This is a genomic window from Flavobacterium glucosi (assembly GCF_048286535.1).
Lineage (GTDB): Bacteria > Bacteroidota > Bacteroidia > Flavobacteriales > Flavobacteriaceae > Flavobacterium.
In genome coordinates, this window is sequence record NZ_JBLVPK010000002.1 from 240,841 (window position 1) to 257,084 (window position 16,244).

Consider the following 16,244-nt stretch of genomic DNA (forward strand, 5'->3'; position numbering starts at 1 on the left):
GAAGTACAAAAATGAATTTGCGAATTAGCAGTCCCCCCTTTTTAAAGCAGTAATCGGTATTTTTTATAAACAATAACGATGTATTTTTTTTCTTATGTGTTGGTTTGTCACAACCAATGATTGGATTTTGTAATTTTGAAAAATTAAATTCCAAAATCCAATTATCTTGATAGACTTAAATTTCATATCCCGATTTAGAACCAAAGCAAAATTCAAAAAAACATATAAAGACGCTAAGATTTCCTATTTGAAAAGAACACGTTGGGCAGTGTCCATGTTTTATTTTGCAATGGGCTTGTGTTTTGCCACTTGGGCGAGCCGCATTCCGGATATTAAAACCGCATTACAGTTAAGCGAAGGGGATTTAGGAAGTATTTTATTTGCACTTCCATTAGGACAATTGGTAGTGATGCCTTTTTCCGGTAAATTGGTCACCCGTTTTGGAAGCCACCGTATTCTGATAGCATCCTTGCTTTTTTATGTATTATGTTTGACTAATTTGGGCTTGGCTGTTGAGGCTTGGCAACTGTCATTAGGCTTGTTTTTATTTGGGATTTTTGGTAATTTATCGAATATTGCCGTCAATACACAAGGTGTTTATACCGAAGTTCTTTTCAAAAAAACCATCATGTCCTCTTTTCATGGAATGTGGAGCTTTGCCGGATTCACGGGAGCTTTAGTAGGTTTAGCGATGTTGGCTTTAGAACTTAATCCATACCAACATTTTTTAATCGTTGCGGGAATCGTGCTTTTGATGATTGCTTTTAATTATAAATTTTTAATAAAAGCGAAGGAAACAATCAAAGCCGAAAAGAAAAAACTTTTCTCAAAACCGGACAGTGCCTTAATTTGGCTTGGCATCATTGGTTTTTGTTGCATGGCAAGTGAAGGAGTTATGTTTGACTGGAGCGGCGTTTATTTTAAAGATGTCATTAAAGCACCCGGACCATTAGTAATTTTGGGATACACTTCCTTTATGATTATGATGGCGGGCGGACGATTCCTGGGAGACGGGCTCATCCATAAATTTGGTCGGAAAACAGTCTTGCAAATCAGTGGAGTCATGATTTCAGCGGGACTTTTTACAGCGGTATTTTTCCCGTTTGTAATACCCGCAACTATTGCGTTTATGTTTGTTGGTTTGGGAGTTTCCACGATAGTACCTACCGTTTATAGCGTTGCCGGAAAAAATCCAAACGTTTCTCCCAGCGTAGCGTTAACCACCGTTTCAAGTGTCAGTTTTCTGGGTTTTCTTATGGGACCGCCTATTATCGGTTACATCGCCGAGTTGTCAAGCCTTAGATTCTCATTTGCTTTCATCGGTATTTTTGGAATTCTAATTGCATTAATGGTTTCCCGAATTAAAGCAATCGCATAAATATAAATTTTAGGAGCACTGCATTTTGTTTCCATAACAACACATCTTCCCGCTGTGCGCAGTATCTTTTTTTAAACGCAACCTAATTTGTATTCCAAACCAGGAATGAATTCAAAGCGTTTATAAAAAAGGATACTTGCTTCCATCGGGGCTAGTCAGTGCTTTTCATTTTATAAGAAAATTTTTATTTAAAAATCGATTGTTTATTATTATTTTGTATATTTAACATTATTATTCTTTCAATAAGAAATTAATAAAGCATAAAAAATTTCAAATACCACTCTTTTTATAAGTATACCCATTGGGATTTACGTCCCATTTTTCCAAAATTCATTTTTAATTATTTTCAAGTTGTTGTCCCATTTCGGATGACGCTTTCTATGCTTTTTGTTCAACCGTTGAAATTCCTGTCGGCGGTTGAACTTTTCGCTAGGAATAAAAATTCTCTCAATCGCAATTTTTAGTGAATGTAAACCACCATCATAATTTGAATATATGAATAAATTTTACTTGGGTTTTTTCTTTTTCGTTCAAACAGGATGCGTTATAGCACAAAATAATACGGGATTTTTCGGTAAAGTTATCGAGTCCAAAACGCAAAATCAGTTAGGTTTTGTAGTCGTCAGTATCCAAAATACTACTTTGATGCAACTCACTAAAACCGATGGTAATTTTAGTTTTGATACCGTTCCCACAGGAAATATACTGCTGCTTATTCACAGCCAGGGTTTCAAAGATGTCTTGTATCCTATAGAAATTACCCAGGGAAAAATGCTGGATTTAGGAACCATAACTTTAGAAGAGGATCAATCCACTGAACAACAAAATAGCATCATCACACTTATCGACAGTGATTTCAGCGATGACAACAGCAGTTCCGAAAGCACTTCCGGACTCTTACAATCCTCCCGAGATGCTTTTCTACAAGCCGCTGCTTTCAACTGGGGACAAGCCCGTTTTAGAGTTCGGGGATTAGATAGCGAGCATTCCACCATGATGATCAATGGCGTTTCTATGAATAAAATTTATGATGGAAGACCACAATGGGAAGAATGGGGCGGATTGAATGATGCGCTCCGCAATCAGGAATTCACACTGGGAACAGCGCCTTCTGACTACACCTTTGGCGGAATTCTGGGAACACAGGAAATCAACACACGAGCTTCCATTTACAGGCCCGGTTCCCGAATCTCATTTTCATCAACCAATACCAATTACAATTGGCGTACGATGGCAACCCATGCTTCCGGAATGAATTCCCATGGCTGGGCTTTTGTGGTTTCGGCAGGGAAACGCTGGGCGCAAGAAGCGTATTTTGAAGGGACAAATTATGATGCGAATTCCTTTTTTATAAGTCTCGAAAAAAAATTAAGCGAGAAGCATTCGTTGAATTTGACGGCAATGTACACGCCCAATTCGAGAGCAAAAAATTCCCCAAACACAGCCGAAGTTACACAATTGAAGAACGTAAAATACAATTCCTATTGGGGTTATCAAGACGGTGAAAAGAGAAATGCCCGCATAAAAACCATTGAAGAACCCACGATTATGCTGAATCATTATTTTAAAATCAATGATAAAACCAATCTGAATTCGAGTGTGACGTATCAATTTGGAAAAATTGCCAACAGCAACATCGATTATCAAAATGCGAATAGTCCGGATCCAACGTATTACAGAAAAATGCCCAGTTATTACAGCTCGATTTACGCACCGGATAACGGAGAATTCTCGGGAGCATTTACTCCGGATTATGAAAATGCAGCCAAAAGTAAAACAGAATTTTTAGCCCATTCGCAAATCGATTGGACGGCTTTGTACCAAGCCAATCAAAATCCAGTTTTGGATGCTAATGGAACAATTACGGGATATGAACCTACAAAAAGTAAGTATGTATTATACGAAGATCAGGTAGAAGACCAAATGGCAGTTGCCACAACAAATTTGACTGCGCAACTATCCGAAAATATTTTCATGAATGCCGGAGCATCATTCAAAAAATTGAAATCACATAATTCACAAAAATTGTTGGACTTGCTTGGCGGTTCCTATTTTGAGGATATCGATGCTTTTTACAGCGGGAATCAATCCCAGTCTGATTTGAATCATCCAGACCGACAAGTAGTTGCTGGTGAGACGTATGGCTACAATTATAATTATTTAGCCAATACTTTTGAGGCTTTCACCCAATTTAAATTCACCTACAATAAAGTGGATTTTTATCTGGCCCAGAATTTTTCAAGTGCCAATTATCAAAGGGAAGGTTTGTATAAAAACGGAATTTACGAAACGAATTCCTTCGGGAAAAGTGAGAAAGCAGTGTTTGAAAACTTTGGCTTCAAAGCCGGATTCAATTTGAAAATTTCCGGAAAACAGTTAATGACATTTAATGCAGCACATTTGACCAAAGCACCTTCTCTGAGAAATACGTTTGCAAATTCCCGATTGAATAATGCAATTGTAGATGGACTCGAAAGTGAAAATATCAGCAGTTTGGACGCCAGTTATGTGTATCGCTCCCCAAAACTGAAGGCCCGACTGACGGCTTATTATTCGCTAATTAAAAATGCGAGTCAAATTTCCTTCTTTTATGCCGAAGGAATTTTTGATGATGGCGCAGGTTATTTAAATACCGATGCTTTTGTGAGTCAGACGTTAACGCAATTAAACAAGAAGAATATGGGTGCCGAATTCAGTTTAGAATACCAAGCAAGCCAAACTTTTAAAACTACTTTTTCGGTTGCTTTTGGGGAATATACGTATGATAGTAATCCAAAAGTGAAGTTGACAAATGATGCCGAAGCGTCATTGGAAAACACCAGTCCGGTTTTTGATTTTGGAACGGCTGCACTCAAAAATTACAAACAAGCGGGAATGCCACAGCGCGCGTACTCCGTGGGGATTGAATATCGAGATCCAAAATATTGGTGGATTAGTGCCAATGTTAATTACCTCACCAATAGTTACATTGATATTTCACCCATTTCCAGAACCGAAATATTTTATAAAAATCCCGCAAGCGGTTTCAATTTTCCGGAGGCAAGCGAAGAACGAGCAGCAATACTATTAAAACAAGAAGAATTTGATCCAACAATGTTGCTCAATCTCGTGGGTGGAAAATCATGGCGGATTTATGGAAAGAATGTTGGGATTTTTGCCAGCATCAATAATGTGCTTGATGTTACTTATAAAACGGGCGGTTACCAACAAGCCCGAAATGCTAATTTCAGACAAATTAATCAGGATGTTTCCAGTGGTACGCCTTCTTTTGGGCCAAAATATTTCTACGGATACGGAAGAACGTATTTCGTAAATCTTTATATCAATCTTTAAATTAAAGCACATGAAATCAACATTCTGTAAATTATTTTTACTGTTGACAATTACTTTCAGCAGTTGCGTAACGGATGAGGTTGCCGCTCCAAAACTCATTTGTACGCAACCGGATTTAGTGCCTAATGCAACAGTTAGCGAAGTTAGCGCTGCTGCGAATGCGATTGTAACGCAATACAAATACAATGATATCATTGAGGCGTATGTGGTTTCCAGCGATGAATCTGGGAATTTTTTCAAGTCGATTTCCTTTCAGACTTTGGCGACAGCCACAACACCAGCCATAGGATTTAGTGTTCCTGTCGATGCTACAAACCTATATATCGATTACAGGTTGGGCAATAAAGTATACATAAAATTGAAAGACCAATACACGGATATTTCGTTTGGCGGAATGCGTATCGGGAGTATTTTTGTGAATTCCTATAATGAGGGCGGAGTAGGGCGACTTTCTCAAAATGAATATAAAAATGTGCTGAATGCGTCTTGTACAAATGTAGAGGAAGAGGTTTTGGTTCGGTCTCTGTCCATGTCAGAATTATTGAATGATTCTAATTTGAATACCTTAGTAGAGTTGTCTGATGTTCAGTTTTCGGCGGCTGCAATAGGGCGCCATTATTTTGAAGAAACAAATAATGTCGGCGGTGCGACCAATTGGGGTTTGATGGATAAATTAGGGAATCAAGTGTATTTTAGAACAAGCAGTTTTTCTGATTTTGCGACTAAACTAGTCCCTAATGGAAGCGGAAAAGTGAGAGGAATTTTGACGAAATATGGAACGGATTACCAGTTATTGCCCCGCTCCGAAAAAGATGTAGTGATGACCGGAACAAGAGCAATTCCTTTTTTCTCCCAAGATTTTGAAGCGGTTGAAAATAATGTTAAACTAAATCTTCCCGGTTGGGCGAATATAGTCCAAAAAGGATCTATTTTCTGGAAAGGTACTGTTTATTCCGGAAACGGTTATGCCGAATTTAACATCACAGGAACTAAAGTCGTTTCGAATGTGGCTTGGTTGATTTCGCCAAAAATAGATATGGAGGTTCACACGAAAGAGGTCTTGACATTTAGAACCGCACAGCATCATTTGGATGTTGATTCTCAGTTAAATTCTCTCGAAGTGTATGTTTCCAGTAATTTTGACGGGTTGAATATTACGACCGCAACTTGGACTCCATTAGTTGTTAATTTACCTAAACAAGCTACGCCTTGGTATCAATTTATAGGAAGTGGCGCAGTGGATTTATCTTCGTATAAAGGTAAAATCAACATTGCGTTTAAATATATCGGTTCTGGGAAAAACCTGGCTTTGGACGGTGCTTTTCAAATAGATGATGTTCAGGTTTTTGGCGATAAATAATTTTTATAAAAGGCTTTGCTTGAATTACTATATTTGCAGCCTTAACTTTTAAATTAAATTATGAAATCTACTTTATTAGCCCTAATTTCTTTATTATTTGTTTCTTGTTTATCGGATAACGAAGCATCTAAACCTGTTGATTACACCGTTCAAAACGAAAAAGAAATCGTGGATTACATTGCCAAAAATAAATTGACTGCCACAAAAACCGATTCAGGGTTGTATTATGTGGTTAATGAGGCGGGAACTGGCGCTCAACCAACGGCTTCATCTAATGTAACGGTAGCGTACAAAGGGTATTTTACCAATGAAAATGTTTTTGATGAAAGCAAAGCAGAAGGAATTTCTTTTGGATTAAATCAAGTAATAAAAGGTTGGACAGAAGGCATTCCCTTTTTTAAAGAAGGTGGAAACGGAGTTCTTTTAATTCCTTCTCATCTTGGTTATGGAAGCAATGATAATGGACCGATTCCAGGTGGCTCTGTACTTATTTTCAATGTTAAACTGATCAAAGTAAATTAGTTCAAAGCTATTATAAAATCAAAAAAGGCTGTCTATTTAGACAGCCTTTTTAGTTATTTACTTTTTGATTTCAACGATGCTTATTGCATAGCCTCCACCCGGAGCACTGAGTTGTGCCAGTTTTGATTTGTTAGTCACCGTCATTTTACGAATCGTATAGGCTTGCGGATTGGTTTTATAATGTGCCTCTTTTGCATCAGCATAAATCGTGGCTACATATTTTTTTCCTTTTTCCAAGAAATCAAATTTGATTGTTGAGGTACGAGGAGTTTCTCCGTTTACATTACCAATAAACCAATTGTTGGTCACTTTTGCTTTACGCGCAACGGTAACATATTGACCTGGCTCTGCTTCAAGGTATTTGCTGTCAGACCAATCTACTGCTACATCTTTGATGAACTGAAAAGCATCTGGAAAGCGATCGTAATTTTCCGGTGTATCAGCTGCCATTTGTAATGGGCTGTACATTGTTACGTACAAAGCCAATTGATTTGCAATCGTACTGTTCACATGAGAATTATTATCCGGATTCAATTTGCTTAAATCCATTTCAAAAATACCAGGCGTATAATCCATCGGTCCACCCACTAAACGGGTAAAAGGCAATACCGTTACGTGATTTGGTTTGGAACCTCCAAAAGCTTGATATTCTGTTCCTCTTGCCGCTTCGTTACCAATTAAATTTGGGTATGTTCTGGAAATTCCCGTTGGGCGAACCGCCTCGTGCGCATTCAACATAATTTTATACTCGGCTGCTTTTTCTAAAGCATATTGATAGTGATTATTCATAAATTGGTTATAATGATTTCCACCGTTTTCAATGATAGAACCAACATAACCACTTTTTACGGCATCATACCCATTGTCTTTCATGAATTGATACGCTTTATCCATGTAACGCTCGTAATTACGAACGGATCCCGAAGTTTCGTGGTGCATAATCATTTTTACCCCTTTTGATTTAGCATATTCATGCAATGCTTTGACATCAAAATCAGGATACGGAGTCAGAAAATCAAAAACATAATCTTTCGAATGCCCAAACCAGTCTTCCCAACCTTCATTCCATCCTTCGACTAAAACGGCATCAAAACCATGTTTAGCTGCAAAATCAATGTATTTTTTCACATTAGTGTTATTGGCACCGTGTTTTCCATTAGGTTTTGCTTTTGCAAAATCAGTAACGCCAAGTTGTACCGTTGGAAATTCATCCGTGTAGGCCCAGGAGCTTTTTCCGGTAATCATTTCCCACCAAACACCTACATATTTAACGGGTTTTATCCATGAAGTATCTTCAATTTTACTAGGGTCATTCAAGTTCAATGTCATTTTTGAAGCCAAAATTTCTCTTGCATCATCACTAACAATTATGGTACGCCAAGGCGAATGATTGGGAGCCTGCATATATCCTTTGTCCCCTTTGGCATCTGGTGTCAACCAAGATTCAAAGACCATAGTTGCATCATCCAGATTCAAATGCATGCATGAATAATTGATTAATGCCGCTTCATGTAAATTGATATACAATCCATCCGCTGTTTTTAGCATTAGCGAAGTCTGAACTCCTGTTGTAGAAAAAGACTTTTGAGAAACATTTGCAGTAGTTGCTTTTTCTGATAAACCTCTGATTTCTGACAATTTTGAAGTGGTATAATCATATTCTTGAGTATCATAATCACCCGGAATCCAAAAAGCAGTATGATCACCAGTCATGGCAAACTGCGTTCTTTCTTCTTTAATTACAAAATAAGTAAGGTTTTTTTGCGCAGGAAACTCATAACGAAATCCTAGACCATCGTCAAACAAACGAAAACGAATAACAATTTTTCTATCCGTTTCTTTCTGATTTAAGGTTACCGCCAATTCGTTATAATGATTGCGAACGGAGGCTACTTCTCCCCAAACCGGTTTCCAGTTTTCATCAAAAGTTGCTGTTTTCGTATCAATGACAGTAAAATCATTTAACAATGACTTCTTATCATTTTTTAGCTCAAGACCCAATTTACTTGGTTTTACAACGGCTTTATTTTTGTAATTTAAACTGTAACTTGGTGTTCCGTCATTTTGTAAGGAGAACTCCATTACAAATTTTCCATTTGGTGATTTTAACTGCTGCGATTTTGCAGGGCTAAAAAACGCGAGCCATGTTAGGGCTGTGAAAAGAAATTGCTTCATTTTTTAAAATATAAATTAATAATTAATCGAAGTTTGGTAGCAACAAGCAGATACTGTTTTTTTTTTAAAGAAATCGATTTATTAAAAAACTCAACGGTTTTAATCCAAATTCCGATAGTGTAACAGCAAAAGTAATCTCTTTATTGCTTATTTCACACTCTTTTCTCCCGAATAAAATTTGAAATGATGTACTGTTTTGTTGAATTTATCTAATAATGACTCAAAATTATTGTTTAAAATTACGTTCAAATGATGTAATTTATTAAAATAAAATTTGTTCTAAAGTAAGTAAGTAAGGCAAATGTATGAGATTTTAAAATTACCGCTAATTCGCTACTGTTTTTTTTAGCCACAGATTGCACAGATTAACACAGATTAATTTGTGACGTAACTTTAAAAATCTTTTATCCTTCCAATCTGTGACTTAATCTCTTTTTATTAGTGGCGAAATCTTTCTTTAGTCTAATTTTTGGCTCGACCAAAAAACTATCAATATTCACGGCTTCTAATTTTTTATAAACCCATAACTAGATAAGTCCCTGACAAATCATTAAATTTGTAGCTTATTCAAAGACATGTTAGAAAAAGAAGTAATAAATTTCGAAAAAACGGCTATAGTTGGTATTGTAACTCAAAACCAAAGTGAAGAAAAACTAAAGGAGTATCTTGACGAATTAGAGTTTTTGACTTTTACCGCAGGTGGTGAAGTTGTGAAACGTTTTTCGCAAAAAATGGAACGTCCTAATCCCAAGACTTTTGTTGGAACTGGAAAAATTGAAGAGATTCATCTTTTTGTAAAAGAAAATGATATTTCGACTTTAGTATTTGATGATGAATTATCGCCTTCACAGCAAAAAAATATATCTAAAATTATTACGGAATGTAAAATTCTGGACAGAACGCACCTTATCTTGGATATTTTTGCGCAACGTGCCGAAACTTCGTACGCCAGAACGCAAGTAGAATTAGCACAATGCCAATATTTATTACCAAGACTTTCCGGAATGTGGACGCACTTGGAGCGTCAAAAAGGGGGAATTGGGATGCGTGGACCTGGAGAAACGGAGATCGAAACTGACAGACGTATTGTTCGGGACCGAATCGCCTTATTGAAAGAAAAAATAAAAACCATCGATAAGCAAATGGGGGTGCAACGCGGGAATCGTGGCGCAATGGTTCGTGTGGCTTTGGTAGGATATACTAATGTTGGGAAATCAACTTTGATGAATGCCGTTGGGAAAAGTGACGTTTTTGTAGAGAACAAACTTTTTGCCACTTTGGATACGACCGTTCGAAAAGTAGTCATCAAAAACTTGCCTTTCTTACTTTCGGATACTGTAGGATTTATTCGAAAATTGCCGACACAATTGGTAGATTCTTTCAAGAGCACGCTGGATGAAGTTCGTGAAGCTGATTTGTTATTGCACGTAGTTGATATTTCGCATCCTGAATTTGAAGATCATATTGCATCCGTAAACCAAACGTTATTGGACATCAAGGCTAATGATAAACCCATTATTATGGTTTTCAACAAAATCGATGCTTACAAGCATTTGACTATTGACGAAGATGATTTAATGACCGAAAAAACGCCAAGACATTACACGCTGGAAGAATGGAAATCGACTTGGATGAGCCGAGTTGGCGAGGAAAACGCCTTGTTTATTTCGGCTACCAACAAAGAAAATTTTGAGGAATTCAGAGAACGCGTTTACGAAGCGGTACGACACATTCACATCACCCGTTTTCCATACAATAAATTTTTATATCCCGATTATAAAGATGCAGTGGAGAAAGATGACAAAGACGAGGAAGAAAACGAATAATTTTCAATTTATAGAGTACACAGCTGTCAGTTCGAGCGCAGTCGAGAACAGCGCTTGTTCAGCAACACAATCCCTTTTGACATTCTCAAGAGGGATTTTTTTTGGGCATGTCCCAGCTTCCACGATGTTACAGCTGCGTCAGGCTGTTCGCTTCAATCTTTTATTTCGCTGCGCTAATAAAAGGATTTCTGCTGCCATCCTTCATGCGGGCTCTCGTGGATATAATTGCTATTCCGGGCTTCTAGACTATTTATAAGAAAAAATCAGAATATATTTGACACAAATATGTTCTGATTTTTATCGTACTTAGCTACCCAAAAATGGATGTATTAAGATTACTCAGTCATCACTATAAATAAGTTGTGCAGCAATGGCACGAACCTCATAAAAAAAGAAAAATTGAAATTTAAATCATAGAAAAATGGCAATAGAAAAAGTAAATATAGCAGAAAAATTATCAGTTTTCAATGATCATTGGAATCCAAGAATTGTTGGAGAATTAAATGGACAACATATTAAACTTGCAAAATTTGAAGGTGAATTTGTTTGGCACAAACACGAAAACGAAGATGAAATGTTTTTAGTAATAAGTGGCGTTTTAAAAATGGAGTTTAGGGACAAAATTGTAGTAATCAAACCAAATGAATTTATCATAGTTCCAAAAGGAGTAGAACATAAACCTGTTGCTGAAAATGAAGTTTCTGTAATGTTATTTGAACCAAATACAACATTAAATACCGGAAATACTAAAGGAGAATTAACAAGAGAGAACTTGGAAACAATATAAAATTGTATAACAGAAACGGAATAAAAAAGAAACCGATTTTGGAGTAAACAACAAACACAAAGCGATTTAGCACAATTATGTACCTGTGCACTCGTTTCTCCACATTCTCTGGTAAATTTAAGAGATAGATTATAGCGTTTGCAATGCGGATCGCTAAATCAGGAGTACCTTTAAACTGGTATACAATTGTTTTAGAGTTTCCTAAAATCAATATATTTAAAAAAAATGCCTGTAAAACACAAAGTCATCGATAATGCGGTGCCTACTTTTGTTACTATACCAGTTGCAGGCTGAAGTATATAGGACTATACACATTTAATTCTAACAGCATTTGACGGGGAGCTATAAAATGTTATTCCGGATTTTAAAAAAATTAATCTCAAAAAAACGTACAGAGCGATCCAAGAACCTAATAAAAGCAAACGAGAATGGCTGTTGCGGAAATTTAGTTTTGCACCTCAAAAATCAGCAAAGTATAAAAAGTATAAATAATAGTCATATTCAAATCACCTAGATTATTTAGATGGTTTTTTAGGTTCTATTCTAAATTTTGATTTCAATTCTGACTCCACAAATAAAACACCAATTACTTCGTTTTGTTAATTCTAAGCAAAATTAGAGGCTTATTTGTCTTTTTAAATCCTCTTTTACTATCTTTAAAAAGATTTCTTTTTTAAAGATCAAAAATTAAACTCATGAAAAAAACAGCAACAGTCGCTTTATCGATTCTTTCCTTCCTTACTTTCAGTTGCGAAGCACAAGTAAAACCAAATGATATTTCTATAAAAGATGAAGTTAAAAACTATACCTTCGAAACTGTAGCTTCAGATATTGCTATTCCGTGGGGAATGACTTGGTTGCCAGACGGAACCATGTTAGTTACCGAAAAAATCGGCATCCTCTATCATATAAAAAACGGTACAAAAACTGAGATTAAAAATGTTCCAAAAGTATATTCTCGTGGACAAGGTGGATTGTTAGATATTGTGCTGCATCCTGATTATGCTAAAAATGGTTGGATTTATATGACCTTTGCTTCCGATGAGGGTGAAGGCACTGGTGGTCACACTAAACTCATTCGAGCAAAATTATTGGACGGAAGTCTGACACAAATCGAATCGCTTTACAAAGCCACTCCAAATACTACAAAAGGACAGCATTTTGGTTCCCGAATTGTATTTGACAACGATGGTTTTTTGTATTTCTCCGTGGGAGAACGTGGGGAGCATTTTGTAAATCCGCAAGACATTACACGCGATGGTGGAAAAATATACCGATTAAATGATGATGGAAGCATCCCTAAAGACAATCCATTTGTAGGTCAGGCCGGAGCCAAAGAAGCAATTTACACCTACGGGAATCGAAATCCACAAGGAATGGCAAAAAATCCAGTAACAGGAGCAATTTGGGCACATGAACACGGCCCCCAAGGTGGAGATGAAATCAATATTATCAAGAAATCTGCTAATTACGGATGGCCGGTAGTTACTTATGGCATCGATTATGACGGAACAACCATCAGTAAAAACAATGAAAAAGCAGGTATTGAAAAACCTATTTATTATTGGCTACCTTCTATCGCTCCAAGCGGAATGACTTTTGTTACCAGTGACAAATATCCAGACTGGAAAGGACACTTGCTGGTTGGTTCTTTAAAATTTCAATATCTTGAATTGCTCAACCTGAAAGGCAATGAAGTAATTGGCAGACAAAAAATTGCAACGGGAATAGGTCGCGTGCGTAATGTTGCGCAAGGTCCGGACGGTTATATTTACATGGGTGTTGAAGGAAAAGGAATTATTAAAATTATACAAAATTAAATTATGTTGACAACGAAAATATTTTTAGGATTTGGGATATTTGTATTAGGAAGCTTCTCTTTCGAAAACCCATTTACCCCAGACAACTACATTGACTTGAATACTGAAACTCCAGTTGCTTCAAAACTTCAGTCACCCGGAAAAGAAATTTATGCGGATTTTTGCATGCAATGTCATGGTGCAAATGGAAAAGGAGACGCTACCAACTTCCCTCCTCTTGACGGTTCTGACTGGTTAAAAACCAAAAGAAATCAAAGTATTTCGGCCGTAAAATTTGGAAAAAGTGGCGAAATTGTTGTCAATAAAATCAAGTACAATAGCAGCATGCCAGCCATGGGACTGACAGATCAGGAAGTAGCTGATGTGATGAATTACATCATGACTTCCTGGAGTAATAAACAAACCAAAATAGTTACCGAGAAAGAAGTTGCTGCCATTAAAAAATAATATGACTGTCCGTAATTAATACCAAATTAATTATTTCAGCCACGAATTATACAAATAACCACGAATTTTAATTTTAAAAAAATTCGTGGTTATTTGTATAATTCGTGGCTAACTTTTTCAAAACATTTGTGTGCTATAAATTTAGTCCACTTTGCGGACAAGTCTTGTTTTTCGCCACAGATTTAAAAGATTGCCACAGATTAAAGAAAAAGTGAATACGATTTATTGAAAAAACCCTTTAAAATCCTTTAAATCTGAGGCAAAAATTATTGTTGTTAGTGGTAACTGTTAGTCATAAAAAATAAAAATCAGACTTAGGATTTCTATCTAAAATATATACGCTACCGAAAAACCACCATAAAAATTGACGGGATTTCCCGGATAAAAATAACGCGGAGCGGCAGTACCAAATCCTACCGCATTCGGTAAAATGTTGGCTGCGTATTTGCTGTCCAATACATTATTAATTCCGGCATTCAGCTCTGTTGTTAGGATTTTAAGAATGGTAAAAACATACGCCGTTTTAATATCAAGCAACGAATACCGCTCACTGTATTTTGTATTGGAATCGTTTAATGGAATTTTACCCATCGTCCGGAAAGATGTGTTGACACTAAATCCATTTTTTATGTTTAAATCCACTCCAAAATTGAATTGTTTTTCGGGAACGCCCGTAAGTTGGTTTCCCGAATAATCAGCATCACCATCTAAAAACTCTTTGAATTTAAAATTATTCACCGCTCCTGAAAAATAAGGGGTAATTTGAAGTTGGGTCAGTTCTAAAAGTTTATAATTAAGTAAAAATTCCAATCCAGTATGCGAACTGCTGCCTGCATTAATTCCTACAAATTGATCATTGGCGGTGCGACGTGCCACCAATAAATTTTTAATTTGTGTGGTATAAAACGTTACTTCGGTGTATACTTTATTTTTAAGCCAATTTCCTTTGAAACCCAATTCATAATTCCAGCCCACTTCTGGTTTCAAATCAGTGTTTATTTGACCTTCGGGAGTCAATGTTTCAGCGACTGATGGAACCGAAAATCCTTTGCTGACGGATGTAAATATGTTTTTTCCTTTGCTTACTTTATACGATAGACCAACTCTGGGTGACCAAACATTTCCAAAAGTAAAAGGCATCTTTTGACCACCAGAATTATTTTCGAAAACATCTTCTAACGAATATTTTGTTGTGTTTAATGCCACACCGGTCTCAAGATGGAGTTTTTCTGAAATCCAAAGTTCCATTTGTAAAAAATAGTTGCTGTAATTCCGATTTTGTTTAATGGCGCTAAACTCCTCGCCTTTTATACTGCCTTGACCCGGTTGCGATTGGTACAAATTTTTAAAAAGAGAATACTCGTACTTTTCGGTTAATAATTCGGTCCCCAAACTCAATTCAATTGGTAAAGAAAACAATTGATCTTTATAATTCACATTGGAACGAAAACCTGCCGTACTTGTTTTTTCATCCAAAATATCAAACGGTCTGGGTTCGTAAGCATCTTTAAAATTAGAAAAAATACTGGTTTGTAACGACCATTTCTCAGAAAATTGATGGTCATATCCCAACCCGAGCATGAATTTATCATACGATTCAAAACCTTGTGCCGCTGCCCATGTAGTGGCTGCTTTCTCCGGATTATTTTTTAAATCCATCTCATTGATTGAACTCGGAATAAAAGCTTTCAATCGGGTGAACGTTCCCAAAAATGACAAACTGCCGTTGGAAGTGATTTTTTGTTTGCCGTGCAGGTTAAATGATTTTCTGTCATACGAACTGTTGGCTCTAAACCCGTTACTTTCTAAATCCGTATAACTGGTGTATACATTCGTTTTAGAATCGCTGTATCCTGCCGAAAGACGCTGTTGCAACAACCCAAAACTTCCAAAAGTGATCGTTGATTTCCCAAACGATTCCAACAAAGGTGTTTCTCTTGAAAATAGCTGAATCACGCCGCCCAAACCGGAACCAAAACTGGTGGAATTTGGTCCTTTTATAATTTCTATTTTTTCAATTGAAGCCAAATCAATATCTTCAATAGTGGTTTCGCCTTCACCGGAACTCAATGGAATCCCATCAAAATAGGCTTTTATTTTATTAGTTCCATATTGGGAACGGGCGCCAATGCCACGAATCGTAATCCTATTGGTATTCAAAGCGCCTTGTTGCATCGTAACTCCAGGGATTTTGTTTAAAACCGGAGTCAGTATAATTCCGTCGCTTTTATTAATGTCAGCTGTAGTAATCACAGAAACGGAAGAAGCAGTGTTTTGAAGTCTGTTTTTGATTGGCGAACCCTTCAGTGTGATTTCTGAAAGAGCAATCGTATCTTTTTTTACTTGGCTAAAAACCGCAGAAGCACTACATAAAAAAAGAAGAAAAGAAAGGGGATTTTTGAACAATTGTTTGGTATTTAGATGAGTGAAAACTTTTATAAAGTTAGGCTTTTCTTTGTATTTCCCTATAACTATTCCTAAATTGTAATGAAAGTAAAATTCTTTTTATTAAAATTAAGAGCTAAACAATTAACTGATGCGCATTCCGTTTAAATATTAAACTTGAAGTTCGATTCCGGTTATTAAAAAAAATTAA

The 16,244-nt window shown here is 36.5% G+C and carries 10 protein-coding genes; 8 read left to right on the forward strand and 2 right to left on the reverse strand.

The genetic code is table 11. The annotated features are described in order from the left end of the window. Positions 1–166: 166 nt before the first annotated feature. The 4 genes from ACNQGD_RS04205 (at position 167) to ACNQGD_RS04220 (ending at position 6,593) form a co-directional block, all read left to right on the forward strand. On the forward strand, positions 167–1,378 hold the full coding sequence (locus ACNQGD_RS04205) for an MFS transporter (protein ID WP_417994676.1): 1,212 nt from the start codon (positions 167–169) through the stop codon (positions 1,376–1,378). Between the two features lie 495 nt (positions 1,379–1,873). Beyond that, positions 1,874–4,711, forward strand: a complete 2,838-nt coding sequence (locus ACNQGD_RS04210) for a carboxypeptidase-like regulatory domain-containing protein (protein ID WP_417998411.1) — start codon at positions 1,874–1,876, stop codon at positions 4,709–4,711. A 10-nt stretch (positions 4,712–4,721) separates the two neighbouring features. Further along, positions 4,722–6,071, forward strand: coding sequence for a DUF5689 domain-containing protein (locus tag ACNQGD_RS04215; protein ID WP_417998412.1), 1,350 nt, complete (start codon positions 4,722–4,724; stop codon positions 6,069–6,071). Between the two features lie 60 nt (positions 6,072–6,131). After that, positions 6,132–6,593 carry an FKBP-type peptidyl-prolyl cis-trans isomerase gene (locus ACNQGD_RS04220; protein ID WP_417998413.1) on the forward strand — a complete coding sequence of 154 codons (462 nt, stop codon included), beginning with the start codon at positions 6,132–6,134 and terminating at the stop codon, positions 6,591–6,593. Positions 6,594–6,650: 57 nt separating this feature from the next. Here ACNQGD_RS04220 and ACNQGD_RS04225 read toward each other — a convergent pair whose 3' ends face one another. After that, positions 6,651–8,768: a glycoside hydrolase family 97 protein gene (locus tag ACNQGD_RS04225; RefSeq protein WP_417998414.1), complete on the reverse strand. Its 2,118-nt coding sequence runs from the start codon at positions 8,766–8,768 to the stop codon at positions 6,651–6,653. 575 nt (positions 8,769–9,343) lie between these two features. On the opposite strand from ACNQGD_RS04225, the gene hflX reads away from it, so the two are divergent. The 4 genes from hflX (at position 9,344) to ACNQGD_RS04245 (ending at position 13,648) form a co-directional block, all read left to right on the forward strand. Further along, entirely contained in the window at positions 9,344–10,594 is a 1,251-nt protein-coding gene (hflX, locus tag ACNQGD_RS04230; RefSeq protein WP_417994681.1) for a GTPase HflX, read from the forward strand. Between the two features lie 421 nt (positions 10,595–11,015). After that, positions 11,016–11,381 carry a cupin domain-containing protein gene (locus ACNQGD_RS04235; RefSeq protein ID WP_417995763.1) on the forward strand — a complete coding sequence of 122 codons (366 nt, stop codon included), beginning with the start codon at positions 11,016–11,018 and terminating at the stop codon, positions 11,379–11,381. Positions 11,382–12,076: 695 nt separating this feature from the next. Continuing rightward, on the forward strand, positions 12,077–13,201 hold the full coding sequence (locus ACNQGD_RS04240) for a PQQ-dependent sugar dehydrogenase (protein WP_417998415.1): 1,125 nt from the start codon (positions 12,077–12,079) through the stop codon (positions 13,199–13,201). A 3-nt stretch (positions 13,202–13,204) separates the two neighbouring features. Further along, on the forward strand, positions 13,205–13,648 hold the full coding sequence (locus ACNQGD_RS04245) for a c-type cytochrome (protein ID WP_417998416.1): 444 nt from the start codon (positions 13,205–13,207) through the stop codon (positions 13,646–13,648). Between the two features lie 327 nt (positions 13,649–13,975). Here ACNQGD_RS04245 and ACNQGD_RS04250 read toward each other — a convergent pair whose 3' ends face one another. Continuing rightward, positions 13,976–16,054 (reverse strand): TonB-dependent receptor family protein, encoded by a 2,079-nt coding sequence (locus ACNQGD_RS04250; RefSeq protein WP_417998417.1) that lies wholly within the window; start codon positions 16,052–16,054, stop codon positions 13,976–13,978. Between the last annotated feature and the right edge of the window lie 190 nt (positions 16,055–16,244).